The following is a 16544-nucleotide window of genomic DNA, read 5'->3' as shown; positions in this document are numbered from 1 at the left end:
TCCCCAGAGGAAACAGCGCTTGGCATGGCGGAGACCGAGCGCCGCGCGCGTGAAGCCGCGGAAGCGCGCGTCGCGGAGCTCGAGCGGAAGTTGGCCGAACAGTAACGCGGAGGCGCGGCGCGACGGGCATCGCGCCGAACCAACAATCTATTGACCCGAGCTGTTCGCCGGAGCGGCTTTCTTCTCGACCTTCAGATCGATGTTCGGCAGCGGCGGCAAGCCGCTGGGCAGGGGCGGCAAACTCTTCTGCAGGGCGCCAAAGTCGAGCTTGGTGAAATCCAAGGGCTTGAGCCCGCAGCCGACGCCGATGATGCGCTCGAGCTTGGCGTTTTCCAGCTCCCGCGTGTCGGCGTCGAGCTTCACCGTCACGCCCACGGAGCCTTTCAAGGCCTGCTTGGCCGCGGCGCCCACGATCTTGCCGAGCACGGAGCCCAGGTGGGTCTCCGCCGCGGCGCCCGCCAGCGCGTCGCAGGGGAGGTTGCCCGTGAGCGCCATGCGAATGCGGGCGTGGGTGTCCTCTCGCTCGATGCTCCCGTTGCCGGCGAGCTTGAAGGCGCCGGCCGCCACCGTGGTCTTGGTGAGCGTCACGTTCTTGCGGTCTGGCGTCACCGTGAAGTCCGACTCCAGCGTGGTGCTGTCGCCGAACACGAAGCCGTCGAGCTCCGGCGGGTGCGGAGGGACGAAGCCCTGGAGCTTGGCCAACAGGTGCCCGCTGATGGGCTTCGGCTCCACCGCGCGCTCGAACACCAGATGCGCCTTGCCGCTGGCAACCACGTCCTTGATGGGGAGCTTCACGCCGAAGGGGCCGGCGAGCTTGTCCAGATCCACGGGCGCAAGCTCCACGTCCGCCGTGGGCGCGGGCAGCGCGTGCTGCACCCGGATGCGCACCGGCGCGTTGCCCACGTCGTCTTCGCCGAAGCCCAAGGCCACGTCGGCGTCGTTGGCGGTGAAGGCGGCGCCCACCTTGCCCACGTCGAAGCCCAGGGCCTTGGCCGCGTCCGCGTGGAACGTGGCGCCGCCGGTGGTGGGCGTGAGGCTGCCGCCTTTCAACGTGAGCCACGGGTCCTGTCCCGCTGCCGGGCGCCAGCTGACGTTCACTTCCTGTGCCTGCGTCGGCAGGCGGTACGCCTCCGGAAAGCGTTTGGTCCATTCGGTGACGGCCAGGGCCAGCATTGGCGCGGAGCCCACGGCCTCCACGCTGACGCCTCGCGTCTCCACGCGCTTCGGCGTGAGGAAGTCGAGGAACACCTCCGTGCTCTCGGCGGTGCCGCTCACGCCGGGCACACCGATCAAGCGAAAGCTCGAGCGGTCCACGCTGACGTGACCGAAGGCCACGTTGACCTCGCCGGGCTCGAGCACGACGCCGCGGCGCGCGGCCTCGTCGATCACGTGCTGGCGCAAGAATGGCTTCGCCAAGATCGCTCCCGCCACCAGCGCCGCGACGAGGCAGCCCGCGACGAAGAACACAACGAGCTTCAGCACTCGGCGCCGTTTCTCACCCATCGACACCTTTCTACCGCCCCGGTACGCCCGTTGCACGTTCTCGAAGCATGAGCATTCCCGTCACTCATCCGTTTTGGCTCGCCCTCGCGGTAGCCGTGCCGGTGGCGGTGATTTCGGGCTTGGTCGTTTACTTCCAGGCCTGGCGCGCCATCACGCGGGTGCCGGAGGCTCGCGATCGCCTAGAGTCCGTGCGTTCCACCGCCGGCCTCGCTGCTGCCTTCCTCGCGCTGCTCGTGGGCGTGGGCGTAGGTCTCGGCTACGGCGCGTTGGATCGCCTCACCAGTGGCTACGCCGCGGGGCTCTACCTCGCCGTGGGCGCCGTCGTGTTCTTGGTGCTCTCCGCTTGGGCCATCGGCGGGCGGGCGCGCCGCGGTGCCGCGTTCGCCACGGTCGCGCTCAACGCGGTGTGGGCCATCGCCTACGGCTATGTGCTTCCGCTGATGATGCACTCCGCCTGATGCGCAGCGAATGCGCTCTGTGCGCGACCGAGCGCATCCGTGGCGCGAGCTTCAGGCGTGGGGTCGCCGCGAATCGTAGAGGCCGGCCAGATCCGGCGCCTTGGTCCACGTCTCATGCGTGTGGTCGTAGGCGCCGCCACGTGCGATGGCGCAGTCGTAGCAGAGCAACTCTTCTCCGAACACGAAAGGTCGCCCCGTCGAGACGTCCAATTCGGCTCCACAGCTGATGCAACGCTCCAGGTCGGCTTCTTGTCGATGCACGCGGGACCTCCTTCCAGCTCCGTCACAGGCAAGCGCCGTTCCCGCGCCGCGCCAACAGAAAACGAACGAAGCCGGTCGAGGCTTCTGCTATTTCTTCGGCGCCCATGCCCATCTACCTGACGCCCGAGGGCGCCAAGCGCCTCGCCCAGGAGCTGAACCAGCTCGCCTCGGTGGAGCGTCCGCGGGTGGTGCAGGAGGTGAGCGACGCCGCCGCCCAGGGGGACCGCAGCGAGAACGCCGAGTACATCTACGGCAAGAAGCGCCTGCGGGAGATCGATCGGCGCATCCGCTTCATCACCAAGCGGCTCGACAACGCAGTGGTCGTGCGCGACGGCGAGCGCAAGAAGGAGGGCGTGTTCTTCGGCGCCACCGTGGAGGTGGAGGACGAAGACGGCCAGCGCAAGAGCTACACCATCGTGGGGCCCGACGAAGCCGATCCCGGCAAGGGCATGGTCAGCTTCCGTTCGCCCATGGGGCAGGCGTTGATGAAGAAGCGCGTGGGGGACGTGGTCGTGGTGCGGCGCCCAGCCGGGGAAATCGAGCTGGAAATCGTTTCGATCCGCTACTGACGAGGGATGTTGGTGCGGCGCGATCCCCGTCGCGCGTAGGATACGTCGATGCGAAGCGTGGTCTCGGTGCTGGCCGTCGGCATGGCGATCGCCATGGGCGGCTGCGGAAGTGACGACGAGCCCGGCGGCGCCACCGGCGGGTCGGCGGCGCCGCTGGCAGCGGCGCGGCGTCGAGTGGCGGCGCGGGCGGCACGGGCGGAAGCAGCGGCGGCGGCAGTGGCGGCGCGACGGGCGGCGCCGGGGGCAGCGCGGGCAGCGACGGCGGCGTGGACGCCGGGCCGCCCGACCCGTGTGGCGGCGCGCTGTTCTGCGAGACCTTCGACGACTACCCCGCCGTCTCCGACATCAGCGACAAGCAGCTGTTCGGCCCGTGGCGCGCGGCGCTGACCGCCGGCGCCACCATGAAGCTCGACGGCACGCACACCAGCAGCGGCGCGAGCGCGCTCCACGTCCACGTGGACGACGTCGTCAAGGCCGGCGGGCGGCTGTTTGCCGACGGAAACGAGCCCATTTTCAAGGACACGCCGACGCACGTGTACGGCCGGCTCAGGATGTACATCGACCCGAACGGCACCAGCGTGCACTGGACCTTCTTCGGCGTGAGCGGCGACGCCGAGCCGAGCTCACCCGCCGTCGGGCGCAACGCCCAGTACATCTTGAGCTCCCTCGCCGGCAACAGCCCCAACACCTACAGCTTCGTGTACGGACTGCAGGCTCAAGGCAGCGACGGCTACCACGACTGTTCGTCCAAGAGCAAAACCGAGATGCCCACCGGCTGGGCGTGCATCTCCTTCGAGCTCGACTCCGTCGCGCGCAAGCTCCGCATGTACAAGGACGGCGCGACGGATCCGATCCTTTCGGTGGACGACCACGGCAACGGCTGCGTGGCGCCCACCGACAAGACGTCCCCCTGGTACGGCCCCGCGGTGAGCCGACTGTTCGTGGGAGCCTGGAGCTTCCACGAGATGAAGGGCCCGCTGGACGTGTGGATCGACGACCTGGTCGTCGACACGAAACCCGTTGCCTGCCCCGCGCCCTAGCGGTTGCGTTCCGCGAGCAAGCGCTCGAGCTCGGCCACGCGCGCTTCCGCCGCATCGCGGGCGGCGCGCTCGGCTTCCTTCTCGTGGCGTTCGGCTTCCATCTCACGGCGCGCGGCTTCCATCTCGCGGCGCGCGACTTCCATCTCGCGGCGCGCGGCTTCCTTCGCGCGGCGTTCGGTCTCCTCCCGGGTGAGCCAAACGCGGGCGCCCTCGGGGTCGTCGGAAATGCGAATCGGGTCGCTCCACAGCCACGCCCCGATGGCATCTGAATGCACGGGACCGGCGCCGAAGTGTACGCGCTCGAGCCGGCTTGCGCTCCGCACCCACTGCTGGACGGCCACCGGGCCTCCGTGCGAAGCAGGGCCGTAGAGCTCCGGGTCGAGCACCCACAGCTCGCCCGCGCCGCTGGCGGCGTAGCGCTCTTGGATCTCGTCGTAGTCCTTGTAGGGATGGTTCGGGCTGACGATCTCGACGGCCAGGCGCGGCGGCGCGTGCCCCGGCTTCCAGGTGCACAAGCTCGTGAGCTCACTTGGACTCGCCGGAGCGGGCGTGACGAGCATCACATCCGGGTCGATACCAACGCTGGGTCGAGCCGGGTCCCATCGCAGCGCCAGATTGCACGTGACCAGCGCGTCCAGTGCGGAGCGCTGTACCCACGCCTCGAGCAAGGCTGCAAGAAAGCGAGCGAGCTGGTTGTGTGCGTAGGACTCGGGCACGGAGATCTCCGGCAAGACCCACGCGTCGGTCCTCGGCTCCATCGCGACGACATGTCGAGATCCGCTCATTGGCTTCAGTGTACCTCGCAGGGACTTGGTTCGCCTGCTGCCACTGCACCCGCTGTACCAGCGGAAAACCGCGCGTTTCGCGAGAATTCGGGCTGGCGAAACGCGTGGCCGCCGGCGGCGGGTCGCCACGCGACGGGGTTCGCGCCGCGCCCCAAGCTCTCGGATACCTGCGACGAGATCTGGCGCAGCACAGCAAGCTCCGCTACTCCTGCGACAGGATCTGGCGCAGGGGGTCCTACCTGCGCGCCACCGCTGTCGTGGCCGCAACTATCGGAATACGTTCACAACTCGAGTTGCGTTCCGCCAAGTGCGTGGAGCAGCGCTCGTACAGTCACCCACAAAAGTGATCGCGGGAGCCATTCCGTCCTCGCTCTCGCGACGAGAATTGGCGAAACTTGATTCCGGCGGAGGGCGAAGGGCGCGAGCCGGGAGGGCAACAGATGACACAGCAGACGCACGCACGCACGCACGCAACTCGTAGGCCAGTTGTTCATGGTGGCGGGGCTGGCCGTCGCGCTTGGCGCGGGATGCGCCGCTGAGCAAGAACCGTCGCCGCCGGAGGAACCCACCACAACCGCATCGCAGGCCATCAGCAACGGCGATCCGGCGCCCAACGCTTCCAATGTGGTGTTTCTCAACTTCGCATCCACTTCAAACGGCGCCACCTGCAGCGGCGTGCTCATTACGCCTGCCCATGTCCTGACTGCCGCGCACTGCTTCAACGGCTCGTACAACTGGCCGCTGGCAACCAGCGACTTCGGTTTGTTTCCGGGCGCATCGGTGCGCATTCAGTTTTCGCACCTACCCAATACAGGGAGCTACTATCCGCAACCGGGCGATGTGACGTCGTACACGCCGAGTCCAGGACACCAGATCAGTGTGCTGACATCGGTAAGTCCCATGAACTTCGATCTGCCGATGATGTCGACTGACGACCTCGCCATCGTCCCGCTGGACAAACGAGTTCCGGGCTTCGTCGCGGTCCCCGCCAAGCTGCCATTCGGCCCCACTCTCGCGAGCTTGACGGCGTGCTCCTCGACCTTCAACGGCACGTACCTGGGCTTCGGTGGCGGTGGGCTTTGGGCCGACCCCGGTGCCGGCACCCGTCGGTCGGGCTCCCGTGAGGTGTATCGCAACGGCACGACATCTTCCTTCTTCGGCGACGTCTACGTTGGAGAGTTCACGCTCTACTCACAGTTCTTTGACGGCCTTCCCGTCGTTGGCGACGTGGTCAACTTCTTCCTGGGCGACGGCGACAACCAGACGCTCCAAGGCGGCGACTCGGGTGGTCCCTTGTTCCAGAGCGGAACCCTTTGCGGCATCAACTCGTCGCTCCTGCCACTCGTGCCGAGCTGCAGCTTCAACATCAACCCGCTGGACGGACCCATCGGGTACACCTGCGACCTGACGGTGCAGAACCACCACACCCGCGTGGACACCACGGGCCACGCTGCTTGGATCTTGGATCACATCGTCGACAGCCGCGGGCACTTCGTCGGTACCTGCGGCGGGGAGGGCGAGCCTGCCTTCCAGGACGTCGACAGCGACGGCGACTTCATTCCGGATGCCTGCGACCCGTGTCCAAGCGTGCCCGATGACGGCTACCGGGACACGCACGTGGTGCAGACCGAGCCAGACTTCGACAAGGACGGCATCCTGGACTTCTGCGACAACTGTCCCGATCGAAAGAACCCCTTCGAGGCCAGCGGCTTGGTCTTGTGGCAGCCCGACGTGGATCACGATGGCGTGGGCGACGCTTGCGACTCCTGCCCCCGGAGCGAAGCAAGGGGGGTAAAGGACTTCGCCTGCTGCAACTCGCACGCGGACTGCGGCAATCCGTACGGCAACCCGATCTACTCTCGCTGCTTCCCCATCGATCTCGGACCGGACGAGCCGCCCCCTTGCCCTGGCTTCGCCGGTCGCTGCTCCCTCGGCGTGGACTCGGACCGCGACCTCATCGCCGACAACTGCGACAATTGCCGGGAGGACGACAATCACAACCAGGAGGACGCAGACGACGACGGCGTGGGGGACGTGTGTGACAACTGCCCCGGCCTTGCGTGCGAAAACTGCAGTGAAGCCGGCGGCCCTCACCCTCAAGACAAGAACGACATCCCTGCCCTCGAGTGCACCACGGATGCCGAGTGCGTGTCGATCACGGGGAATCCCGAGAGCATCTGCGTTCCGGGCAAACTCGTCGATCCCCCGGGCGTCGTACTCCCATCCCACTGCAGCAAGATGGCAGATCCGGACCAGGACGGCATCGGCAGCGCCTGCGACAGCTGCGCGCTGACGGCCAATCCAGTGCGCTACGTCGGCGGCGTGAACGGCCAACCCAACTGCAACCTGGACACCGAGATTGTCAGAGGCGAACCGTACCCGTACGTCGGCGATGCGTGTGATCCCAACCCCTGTACGCGGACGTTCGAAGCCTTCGTAGATCTCGTGCAGACGGACCACACATGGGTTTCCATGTCGTACAACCCGCAGCTGCTGCCCCCGAGCTACCCGGGGGTATTCGCGACTGGACAGGCTTCGTTCGATCGGACCTACACCGGAACGCCCGCCGCGACAGTGGGCGGGAGGTTCTGCGACTGCATCGACGCGCTGAATCCATCCAACGTCCTGAGCGCGCTTGAATGCAACAACCGCGGGCTGTGCTCGATTGACGCGAACCAGTATGGACAGTCAGCAGCCGATTTCTACGGAGTCAGTCTGGTGCCACTGCCCTCGGCCGGCGCTACGCCACCAACAGCACCAACCTCAGCCGACTACGCGCCCGGCTCCGAGCTCCCCGCTCTCGCCATGGAAGCGCCTTGGGACGTGACGCCGTTCGCCTTTGAGAACCTGGCGCCCATCCATGAAGCGCCGAGCTTCCTCGCCTGGGATATCACGGCGGACGGTGCGGGCCTGGTACCCGGATTCCCGCTGACCTTCGGCAAGCTCGGCGTGTACTGGGCTGCAGTGCGGGACATCCCGCAGATGCAGCCCGCGTCGGTGCAGTCGTTCACTGCACTGTCCAACCACTACCAGTCGGCCTTCTTCGGCAAGCCGACGCAGAACGTCTTTGGAGGCAAGGCCATCAGCCAGTGCAAGATCTGCGACATCGAGCCCTGCGCGGTGTGCAAGATGCTGCTGGACGCAAAGTCCCTGGTCATCGATCCGACGAACCTGGTCGTCAGCGCCCTGAACAAGGACCAGCTCACGGACGTGACGGCCGGCTTCTCGGCGTCTGCCATCCAGTCCTTCACACTCACCAACGTGCGCTGGCTCGGTGTGGCGGAAGGCGGCGGCTGGTTGCGCTCAGGGGACGTCGGCTTCGCGGCCCTCTCGAGCGACGGCGCCGTGGTCCGAGAAGTCCTGGCCCGCCGCGGCCCGCAGATCCAATCGCTGCTTCGCCGCAGCGGCCCCGTTGGTGCCGCGGCAGCGCCGGCAGCCACGGATCCTGACACCGGCGGTCCCGCCCCTCGGACCGACTTCGGTGCGGTGTTGAGCGCTCGCGAATCCGCCATCTTCGTGACCGGGGGTAGGAGCACCGCCGACGGCAAGCTGACCCGCGACCTCTGGCGCTACGATATTGGCGAAGATCGCTGGTATCCGCAGCTCATCGTCGGCCCCAAGCCGCGGCGCGTGCTGGCTGCCACGTACCGACCCGAAGACCGCTCGATCCTCATGATCGACACGCGCAAGCTGGGTCCCATCCACCAGGCGCGGCTCTTGCGCTACGACATCCGGACGGACACGATGAGTGTCATGGGAACGTGGCTTCGCACGGGCCTGATGGACCGCGTCGACCTGTCCGCCGGGCCGGACGGCGAGCTCGTGATCAGTGGCTCCTCGTCCAAGCTGAACCGCACCTTCGGCGTGATCGTCACCTTCAGCGGTAACAGTCCGAAGGTCATCGGCGGTTTCGTGGAGCAGGGCGTGCTCGGTCTCGAGCCCACCCTCACCTTGCGCGGACTCACCCTGCCGCTCCTTAGCCAGCCCGATGGCCTCCATCACGTGTTCCTGAGGAACGATCAGCTCTTCCCCGCTGCGCACGATCACGGCAAGCACCACGGCAAGTGGGGCAAGGGCGACAAGGACAAGGACAAGGACAAGGGCAAGGCCGACGACAAGGGCAAAGGGAACGGGAACAGCAACGGTGGCGGCTCGAGCGAGCCCACCGTCCCCGGGATCGGAGAATGTCTGTAGCTCGGCTTGCCATCTTCGCGCTCGCGCTCGCTGCCCTGCAGTGCACGAGCAACGACGCCGCGAAACCGGACGCCAGTGCCGCGGCCGGCGGCACTGGCGCCAGCGGCGGCGCGGGCGGCACCGGTGGCAATGCGGCCAGTGGCGGCAGCTCCGGAACGGGAGCTGCCGCCGGCTCCGGCGGCAGCGCGAGCGATTGGGGCGCACTGCCTACCTGGACGCCGATCCCCGGCACTGTCGCCGGCTGCTCCCTCGAGCGGCTCGCCAATCCCGGAAAGGTCCGCCTGTTCAAGTGGAATGCGTGCTCGTTCGCTGCGAACTGTGAGGAGGCGGAGTTCGGACCAGCGATGAAGTGGCTCGGTTTCAATCCCACGAGCATGGTGCAAGACGACGGGACCACGGTACGAGTCGCACTCTCATTCTCAGCGGCGGTGTTCGTGACGGGCCCGGATGGTGTCGTTGTCGATGGCTTCCAAACACACACACCGGACTGCTCTCTGAGCTCCGCATCTGTTCGGAGCGCGCGATTTGCCGTCCATGTCGCGAGCCAGGGCGCAACCGTATTCGGGGGAGTGCTTGCGGAGATTGGCACGGAATCCGTCGAGACTGTCACCCTGACCACCCCTCCGCCCGGTGTACCCGGACCGTGGTATCCACTCGGACCAGAACGCTGGGTCTGGGGTTGGGCGCCGAACAACCGTCTCTCTTCTACCGACCTGTCTGGCGGTGACTTCCAACTGTTTGCACCGGTGCCGCTCTCTGGTCCCGCCCTTGCTTTTCTAAGTCCGGTCTCTGCAGGCTCGATCTTTCTTTTCCAGGAGTACGATACGAAGGACGGCGGGACGTTTCAGGGCAAGATCGCTTGGTCGGATGGAATCAAAGCTCCAGAGAGCTACCTGGTGCCACCGTCGTCAAACGACGATTACGGATTCCCCGCCTACGCCCACACCCGCGTCGGCTTCCTGAAAGGCATCGGGCGAAAGGACGTCAACTCCTTCGATAGTGTCGAGCTCTGGTCGACACCTTTCAGCGAGGATCCAGCTCAGCTCGCTCCACAGCTCGTCACCAAGCTGCCCGCAATCAACACGAGCATGAACGACACCATTGGCGGCTTCGGACGAATCAGCATGCCAATCCTCGTCGCACCCAAACAGATCGCCATTGGCAGCTGGGATCTCAAGACCGGAGACTCGACCACGTTCCAGCTACCAGACGACCACAAGTTCAAGTTCCTCGCCGGGCTCACCCGAACCCACCTCTGGATTGGGGCCGCGAAGCCCAACCTTGGAATCGTGTCCTATCTCGTACGCTTGCCCGTGAAGTAGTGGCACATGTGCCGACGGCGTTTGCGATGCGCCCCGCTCGTTGGCAAGGGCCGAACCGGGGCGCCACGCGACGGGGTTCGCGCCGCGCCAACAAACCCATGTAGAGGGCGAGTCAGCGCGGGGCGGTGGGAGCGAAGCTGGTGCGTCGCTTTTCGAACAGCTTCGTGCCGTCGAGGCTACCTTCGACCAGCTCGTAGCCGAGCAGCGCTACGATGCGGTTCTTGAAGAAGAGCGGGCGCGCGTTGCCGTACCAGTCGACGCAGGACGCTCGACAGCCATCGTCCTGTCCCACTCCGGCGTGCGCCTGCAGCGTGCCCAGCTCGCTGAAGCTCAGCCCGACGTTCTTCAAGAACAACACGGAGGCCGAGCCTTCGTGCAGCTGGCGGTAGCCCGGACGACCTGCGCCCACGATGGGCAGGCCGAGCAGGCCCTGGCCTTCGCTCTGGGATTTGTAGAAGAACCCGTGACTGCGCGTTTCTCCCTGGCTGGCCCCGGCCCGCTTGTAGGCCGGGCGCAGCGCCGGGGTCTCACCGAGGGCTACGGGAGTGAAGTAGAGATCGGTGCCGTCCGAGCCTACGGCTACGGCATCGCGACCCACGGCTTCGATGCGATCCACGCCGTGGGGTAGCGGCAGCGCCGCCGTGGGCCCGCCGCCGGCGTAGCGGTAGACGTAAAGGCTGCTGTCCCTAGGCGTGGTCGGTCGTCCCCAGGTGCTGCCCGTCCCGTACAACACGTAGTCCCCGACGAAGCGGTTTTGCATGGCGTAGCCCTGGGGCCGCGGCAAGGTCGCGTAGCTCTCCGAAGGCGCTTCCGCGTCGCCGCCTCCGAAGGATGAGAGCGGTACGCGCAAGAGCGCCATGTCGCCGGACTTCACCTCCGCACGCCACATGGTGTCGCCGCCGCCATCGGCCCGCACCACCACGTTCAGGAAACCGTCACTCCCTTCCAGGAACGACATCTGATCGATGGGGGTGCCCTTCACGCGCAACGCCGAGGGCGCGCTGCCGTCCAGCGGCATGCGATACACCAGGGAGCGGGGCGCGCGACCTTCTGGGTCGCGTTCCCAGTGCGTCATCCAGACGTAGACGGCACTCGGCGAAACGTAGAACACGCGCCCGGCCGGGCCCATGACGCTGGTCGCGGCGCAGGAGAGCTCGGGCGTTCCCAGATCGCAGGTGGTCACCGTGTGCAGCGCCAGGAACGAAGACTCGATCAACGGCCGGTAGATGCGCTGGGGCGTCACGATGCGCTTGAAATCGGCGGCCGTGGCGCCAGTGTGCCAGCGACGCAGGGCGGGGAAGGAGTCCCGCTTGTTGTCCAAGTGCAGGTAGAGCGGCGAGTAGAAGATCAGCTTCTTGCCCACCAAGCGGCTCGCGTAGTTGCGGGACGAGTAGTAGTCGTTGGAGCGCAGGTGGTAGGTCGCGCGGTAGCTGAGCTTGCCGTCGCTCGCCATGTCGAAGATGCCGAGCTCGGTCCCGCCGCGCTGGTAGCTGTAGCCCACCACCACGATGGTGCCGTCGCTCACCAACATCTCGTCGTACCAAGCGCCTCCTGGCGAGATATCCGGTCCGAAGGCGTCGATCTGACTGACGGGAGTCAACGTGTCGTCGTCCATCCGAATCGTGAACAGGCGGCCGCGGCGCAACACCACCAGGTGCCCGCGGTGCAGCTTGACGATCCCGCCTTCGTCGACGCCGGCGTGCTGCACGTTGGTGACCGATTCGTCCGACTTCGCCTCGGCCTCCGCTGCCGGCTCTTCTGCGGGCGATGGTGCGGGCTGTGCGCCGGCGGCCCGCGGGCGGCGCGCTGCCTTTTGCTGCTCGCGGAGATGCGCGAGGAATGCGTCCAGGTCCGCCTGGTCCTTGAATGCCGTGAGTGTGCGCGGCGCGTCGCCGGCGACGACGTGGTTCGAGCTGCTGCTCGCCGTCGTTCCAGGGTCCGCCTTGGTCTTGCTGCAGGAAGAGCAGGCGGAGCAAAGCGGTAGCAAACACAGCAGAAGGGCGCGGAGGAGCTTGGTCATGGCCACCCCAGACTACGCTTCAGGGGGCCGGAAGATCTGGAGCAGGGGCTCACCATGGGGCACTTTTCAGTGCGCGCGGCGCCAGCGAGCGAGCGCTTGCAGCGCCGCCGGGTAGAGCCCCAGCTGGGCGCAGTGATCGGCCTTGGCACCGCCGGCGTAGCCGCGCACGTGGAGGGAGCCCCGGCTGAAAGCGTGAATCAACGGAATGCCGGGTGGATCGCGGCGCTCCACCTGGATGGCGCGAGTCGACAGCGCCGAGAGCCAGCGATGGGTGCTCTCCGTCGTCGAGGCGTAGCCGTCCGGCACTACCGACGAGTGCGTGGCGAACACGAACACCTCGCCGGCCAGGGCGCGCTTGGCGAGCTCGACGAAGGGGCGCAGCTGGAAGTCCGACACCTGCTCTCGCCGCGCGACGTGGACGCCGTCGAGCAGGATCACGGCGTCGGCGTCGACGTCCTTGCTCTGTTCCAGCAGCGTGGAGATGGCTTCGTAGCCTCCGCTCCAGGATCCGAGCGCGACGTGGCGGGCGTGGACCTCGCGCCCTTCGGCTCGGCCCAGCGTCTGTTCCATGGCTTCCACCAGGTGGCGGTAGGCATCGGGGCCGCCGAGCTGGCTACGCCAACCCATGCCCCGCTCGCTGCGTACTCCGAGCATCACCATGGGCACGTCGGCCTGCACGAACTGAAGCCAGGCCAGGTCGTGCCCCTGGAAGTGGATGAGCAAATCGAAGTTGCCGTCGGCGTCGACGGCGCCCGCTCTGGGCTGGCTGTAGAACCCCGCGGGGGAGGCGGACTTCCAGGTCGTGAAGTTACCCGGGCCGGTGTCCTTGGGCGCGCATGGTTCGCCGCTCGCTTCCGTGATCACGAAGCCGCGTGCACGATGCGCCTCGGTGGGAGGAGCCGGCGCGAGCTCTCCGTTGGGCGCCGCGTACAGGCCCTTCGGTCGCTGCCGGAGCTTCTCGCGCACTCGGAGAGGCCGCCGAGCGTCGAGGGGATCGGCGAGCTCGGCGATTCGAATCTCGGGCACGCGGGCGTCGCCCAGACCGAGGCCCAGGACGCGCACCGGTCCCGAGCGCAGGTACCCGTATCCCGAAAGCGCCAGAGCTACCGTGCTGCCCGCCAGGAGCTGAAGCTGGCGGCGCGTGAATCGGGGGATCGCCATGGGATGCGACGCGCCGTCGCCGGCGGAGTTTGCGTCGTTCGACGAGCCGAGTCAAAAGCGCGACCGCGCGTTGACCCCAACGCCCTTGGCTTGCATGGTCGCCCCGATGCGAACGCGCTTCAATCTCCTGCCCGTCCTGCTCGCCTGTGGCTGTGCTTCCGCGGCGGCGCCGGCTACCAAGGTGCCCGAGTGTCCGAGCTCCGAGAGCGCGGTGGAGCCCGTCGCTCCGCCGGCCGCGGAAGCCTCGACGAAGCTCGTGCTGCCGAAAGCCGTGGCGAGCTTCCAGCAGTTGCTCGCCCGCCTCGAGAAGCGCGAGTGCGACGCCATCTATGCGTCGTTCAACGACAACATGCAGAAGGCGCTGGGCCCCGACAAGACCAAGAAGATCTGCACGGACCTGTCCAAGCTCGCCCCCTTCCAGAGCTTCTCGCTGACCAAGAGCTCGAGGACCACCTCGGAGTTCGAGGTGACCCACGAGAGCGGCAAGCTCGAGGCCAGTCTCACCCTCGACGATGCGGGCAAGATCGGCGGCCTGTGGTTTCGTCCTGCCGCCCCGCCGCCGGCGCCCGTTGCCGAGTCCAAGACGCTCTTGCGCTTGCCCTTCGAGGGCAAGTGGCTGGTGTTCTGGGGTGGCGACAACCTGACGGACAACAAGCACATCACCAACAAGAACCAGCAGCGTGCGGCAGATCTCGTCGTCGTCGACGAGAGTGGGAAGTCCCACGCGGGGGACGGCAAGCAGAACAAGGACTACTATGCCTACGGCAAGAAGGTTCTCGCGGCTGCGGATGGCGTCGTCGTCAGCGTCATCGACGGCGTGCCCGAGAACGTGCCCGGGGTGATGAACCCGTATTCCGCCGTCGGCAACGCAGTCATCGTGAAGCACTCCGACACCGAGTTTTCGGTCTATGCGCACTTCCAGCCGGGGAGCATCCGCGTCAAGCCCAAGGTCCGGGTGAAGGCGGGGCAGGTCTTGGGCCTGTGCGGCAACAGCGGCAACTCCAGCGAGCCACACATCCACTTCCACATGCAGGATCGCGCTGACCTCGCCACTGCCGTCGGCGTTGAGCCCATCTTCGCCAAGGTCGAGCGTGAACGTGCGGGAAGCAGCGCGGAAGCCGAGGGTTATCGCTTCCAGAAGGGCGACCAGATAGCGCCGCCCTGATGCGTCAGGCCATCGCCTGACTGGGGTCGGCCATGCCCTCCTTCACGCCGTAGTGGATGAGCAACACGTTGACCGGGTACGCGGCCATCAAGCCGATGGTCAGGGAGGTGAGCATGGATGCCCAGAAGATGGGCTCGCGAAACGTGGCCGAGCCGGCCAGCAGCTGATCCACCGCAATGGCCACGGCTTCCATCACCACGATGGACGCGCTCTCGCTGATCACGGCGTCCTTGAATGCGCTCGGCAACGCTTCGCCGTCTTGCATCAGCGGGACCACCGTGAGCGCAAGCCCGAAGCAATAGGCGAACGCGAAGGTGACCAGACTCACCCCCAGCTGTCCGGCCGCAAGCACCACGGCCGCGACCAAGATCCCGACGATCTCCCCCGCGCCGCAGCCGGAGTAGCAGTGCGCGACGGAGCGCACGCCACGCCGCCAAAGGCTGTCGTGGTCGATCTGCTCGCGCCCGGACGAGTAGTAGAGCAAGAGGCCGAGCGGCCCCGAGTAGGCCACCGTGAGGCCCCACACCCATTTCATCATCGGCATGATGGGCTGGCGTCGGACGTCTCGGACCAGCAGCCCCACGGACACCGCCGAGACGGCGACCCAGGTGAACACCACGGACCAATGGTTCAATGCGTCGTGAACGCTCTGCAGCATGCCCATCGCTACAGCAATTGGCGTGCCGCCATTCCGACGTGCGGCGGCCTCACCACTGGTGCAAAACGCCTCAGGTGAGCGGCTACGCGACGCTCAATCCGTGCCGGGTCGCTCTTAACCCCAGTGCTCACCTGAGTCGGTCCTCTCTCACAAGCTGCGGCCCGGCGTCCGTTCGGCGCGGAATCAGCCCGCGCGCATCGCGCCTACCGCGGAACGAGCAATGCCAGTGCACGACGGAGCAGCTCTTCCAGCGAGAGGCTGCGGGCTTCGGCAGCGAGCTTCTCCGTCGCCTTCGTGGCTTCGGCCTTCTTGAAGCCTTGGCTCGTCAGCGCCAAGAGGAGCTTGTCTTGCTTCTCCCGCGCCTCCGCATCCGCAGCGTCCTCGGTGTCTGAACGCCTTCGCTGACGAAGGCGAATCTTCTCTTCGACGTACTCGCGGCCGAAGGTCTTCTTGGCCGCATTCAAATTGTGGCTCCTGCAGTACACCCGACCATTGGAGGCGCCATCGCCACCACCGATGCCGGTGGCTTCGATGTGGTCGTACTGGAGAAACGCCGTCGCCGTGCAGCGCACACCGGACTCCGACACGAAGCAGCACTGGGCCCCGTCGCGTTCGTACACCTCGCGCCGGGCCGCACGGCCGGGCTCGCCCGGCTTCGTTCCGCGGGAGCGGCGCGGCTTGTCCGTAACGCCCCAGCGCTTGTTCGAAAGCTCGCGAATCAGCGCATCCAGCGCACGTTCGACCACGACCTCCAGCTCGCGGCTCACGTGGCTCATCAGGTTCTGGGCGTGCTCGAGCTTCGCTTTCATGCTCTCGCTGGCGCTGAAATGTACCTCGAAGCGCCCTTCCGAGAGCGGCTCCACGCCCGGCGCCGGACCTTTTCCGCCAGTGCGCAGCGGCTTCACCTGGTCCGGAACGTCCGGCTTGGGGAACCAGCGCGCGAGCACGACGCGAATCCCCGCGCTGGTCTTGCCGGCGGCTTCTTCCAGGAGCGCACTGTGATTTTCCTGCGTGAGCCGCGGAGCCAAGAGCGAAAGCCCGGAAAGGTGCAGATCTCCGCTCGCGAGCAGCGTGAGCACGACCGGAAACGAGCGCGCTGCCCGCGCCCCGGCGATGCTCCGATACGCCGTGCCCTCGCTCATCCCGAGGCCACGCACGCAGAAGTCGTACATGGACGAGTATCCCTCGTCGAACACGAGCTCGCGCCGGTCGATTTCGGCGAGGTGGGCGACCAAGTGCGCGGTGGCTTTGCGCCGACCGGCGTTGGCCACGACCGCGCTGGACCAGAGATCGCGATTGGAGAGGTCTTGAAGTGCGGAGAGCGCAGTGCGCTCGGTGGCAGACGGTTCTACGGAAATGGCTTTGGACGATGACATGACAAACCCCCGTGGTTTCCCCGGGCATACCA

At 66.7% G+C, this 16544-nt stretch carries 13 protein-coding genes; 6 read left to right on the top strand and 7 right to left on the bottom strand.

Translation table 11 applies throughout. The features are described 5' to 3' along the window. Positions 1 to 147 precede the first annotated feature (147 nt). On the bottom strand, positions 148 to 1482 hold the full coding sequence (locus H6717_16850) for a hypothetical protein (protein MCB9578699.1): 1335 nt from the start codon (positions 1480 to 1482) through the stop codon (positions 148 to 150). Between the two features lie 68 nt (positions 1483 to 1550). On the opposite strand from H6717_16850, the gene H6717_16845 reads away from it, so the two are divergent. After that, the gene (locus tag H6717_16845; GenBank protein ID MCB9578698.1) at positions 1551 to 1961 is read left to right on the top strand and encodes a hypothetical protein; all 411 of its coding nucleotides are present in this window, start codon (positions 1551 to 1553) and stop codon (positions 1959 to 1961) included. A 51-nt stretch (positions 1962 to 2012) separates the two neighbouring features. Here the strand turns inward: H6717_16845 and H6717_16840 are convergent, their stop codons facing one another. Beyond that, positions 2013 to 2222, bottom strand: coding sequence for a hypothetical protein (locus tag H6717_16840; GenBank protein ID MCB9578697.1), 210 nt, complete (start codon positions 2220 to 2222; stop codon positions 2013 to 2015). A 104-nt stretch (positions 2223 to 2326) separates the two neighbouring features. On the opposite strand from H6717_16840, the gene greB reads away from it, so the two are divergent. Both greB and H6717_16830 read left to right on the top strand, forming a co-directional pair. Further along, on the top strand, positions 2327 to 2791 hold the full coding sequence (gene greB, locus H6717_16835) for a transcription elongation factor GreB (GenBank protein ID MCB9578696.1): 465 nt from the start codon (positions 2327 to 2329) through the stop codon (positions 2789 to 2791). A gap of 266 nt (positions 2792 to 3057) precedes the next feature. After that, entirely contained in the window at positions 3058 to 3831 is a 774-nt protein-coding gene (locus H6717_16830; protein MCB9578695.1) for a hypothetical protein, read from the top strand. Here H6717_16830 and H6717_16825 read toward each other — a convergent pair. Then, entirely contained in the window at positions 3828 to 4616 is a 789-nt protein-coding gene (locus tag H6717_16825) for a Uma2 family endonuclease (protein ID MCB9578694.1), read from the bottom strand. The two genes, H6717_16830 and H6717_16825, sit on opposite strands and share 4 nt — an antisense overlap. Positions 4617 to 5108: 492 nt before the next feature. Here H6717_16825 and H6717_16820 point away from each other — a divergent pair, with 492 nt between their 5' ends. After that, entirely contained in the window at positions 5109 to 8810 is a 3702-nt protein-coding gene (locus H6717_16820; GenBank protein ID MCB9578693.1) for a trypsin-like serine protease, read from the top strand. 344 nt (positions 8811 to 9154) lie between these two features. Beyond that, entirely contained in the window at positions 9155 to 10132 is a 978-nt protein-coding gene (locus tag H6717_16815; protein MCB9578692.1) for a hypothetical protein, read from the top strand. 112 nt (positions 10133 to 10244) lie between these two features. Here the strand turns inward: H6717_16815 and H6717_16810 are convergent, their stop codons facing one another. Continuing rightward, positions 10245 to 12152 (bottom strand): beta-propeller domain-containing protein, encoded by a 1908-nt coding sequence (locus H6717_16810; GenBank protein ID MCB9578691.1) that lies wholly within the window; start codon positions 12150 to 12152, stop codon positions 10245 to 10247. A gap of 66 nt (positions 12153 to 12218) precedes the next feature. Beyond that, positions 12219 to 13313, bottom strand: coding sequence for a hypothetical protein (locus tag H6717_16805; protein MCB9578690.1), 1095 nt, complete (start codon positions 13311 to 13313; stop codon positions 12219 to 12221). A gap of 106 nt (positions 13314 to 13419) precedes the next feature. Between H6717_16805 and H6717_16800 the strand changes: the two genes are divergently transcribed. Beyond that, complete coding sequence (locus H6717_16800; protein MCB9578689.1) at positions 13420 to 14478, top strand: peptidoglycan DD-metalloendopeptidase family protein; 1059 nt, start codon at positions 13420 to 13422, stop codon at positions 14476 to 14478. A 4-nt stretch (positions 14479 to 14482) separates the two neighbouring features. Here H6717_16800 and H6717_16795 read toward each other — a convergent pair whose 3' ends face one another. Both H6717_16795 and H6717_16790 read right to left on the bottom strand, forming a co-directional pair. Continuing rightward, positions 14483 to 15136, bottom strand: a complete 654-nt coding sequence (locus H6717_16795; GenBank protein MCB9578688.1) for a DUF4396 domain-containing protein — start codon at positions 15134 to 15136, stop codon at positions 14483 to 14485. A 203-nt stretch (positions 15137 to 15339) separates the two neighbouring features. Next, the gene (locus tag H6717_16790) at positions 15340 to 16512 is read right to left on the bottom strand and encodes a hypothetical protein (GenBank protein MCB9578687.1); all 1173 of its coding nucleotides are present in this window, start codon (positions 16510 to 16512) and stop codon (positions 15340 to 15342) included. Between the last annotated feature and the right edge of the window lie 32 nt (positions 16513 to 16544).

Source organism: Polyangiaceae bacterium (assembly GCA_020633235.1).
GTDB lineage: Bacteria > Myxococcota_A > Polyangia > Polyangiales > Polyangiaceae > JACKEA01.
The sequence above is the reverse complement of the archived record's forward strand: the minus strand, read 5'-3'. Positions and strand labels throughout refer to the sequence as shown.

Coding starts and splice junctions, on each gene's coding strand:
- H6717_16815 (MCB9578692.1), top strand. CDS start 9,155: ATGAAGTGGCTCGGTTTCAATCCCACGAGCATGGTGCAAGACGACGGG.
- H6717_16795 (MCB9578688.1), bottom strand. CDS start 15,136: ATGCTGCAGAGCGTTCACGACGCATTGAACCATTGGTCCGTGGTGTTC.
- H6717_16810 (MCB9578691.1), bottom strand. CDS start 12,152: ATGACCAAGCTCCTCCGCGCCCTTCTGCTGTGTTTGCTACCGCTTTGC.
- H6717_16820 (MCB9578693.1), top strand. CDS start 5,109: ATGGTGGCGGGGCTGGCCGTCGCGCTTGGCGCGGGATGCGCCGCTGAG.
- H6717_16845 (MCB9578698.1), top strand. CDS start 1,551: ATGAGCATTCCCGTCACTCATCCGTTTTGGCTCGCCCTCGCGGTAGCC.
- H6717_16825 (MCB9578694.1), bottom strand. CDS start 4,616: ATGAGCGGATCTCGACATGTCGTCGCGATGGAGCCGAGGACCGACGCG.
- H6717_16790 (MCB9578687.1), bottom strand. CDS start 16,512: ATGTCATCGTCCAAAGCCATTTCCGTAGAACCGTCTGCCACCGAGCGC.
- H6717_16800 (MCB9578689.1), top strand. CDS start 13,420: ATGCGAACGCGCTTCAATCTCCTGCCCGTCCTGCTCGCCTGTGGCTGT.
- H6717_16805 (MCB9578690.1), bottom strand. CDS start 13,313: ATGGCGATCCCCCGATTCACGCGCCGCCAGCTTCAGCTCCTGGCGGGC.
- greB (MCB9578696.1), top strand. CDS start 2,327: ATGCCCATCTACCTGACGCCCGAGGGCGCCAAGCGCCTCGCCCAGGAG.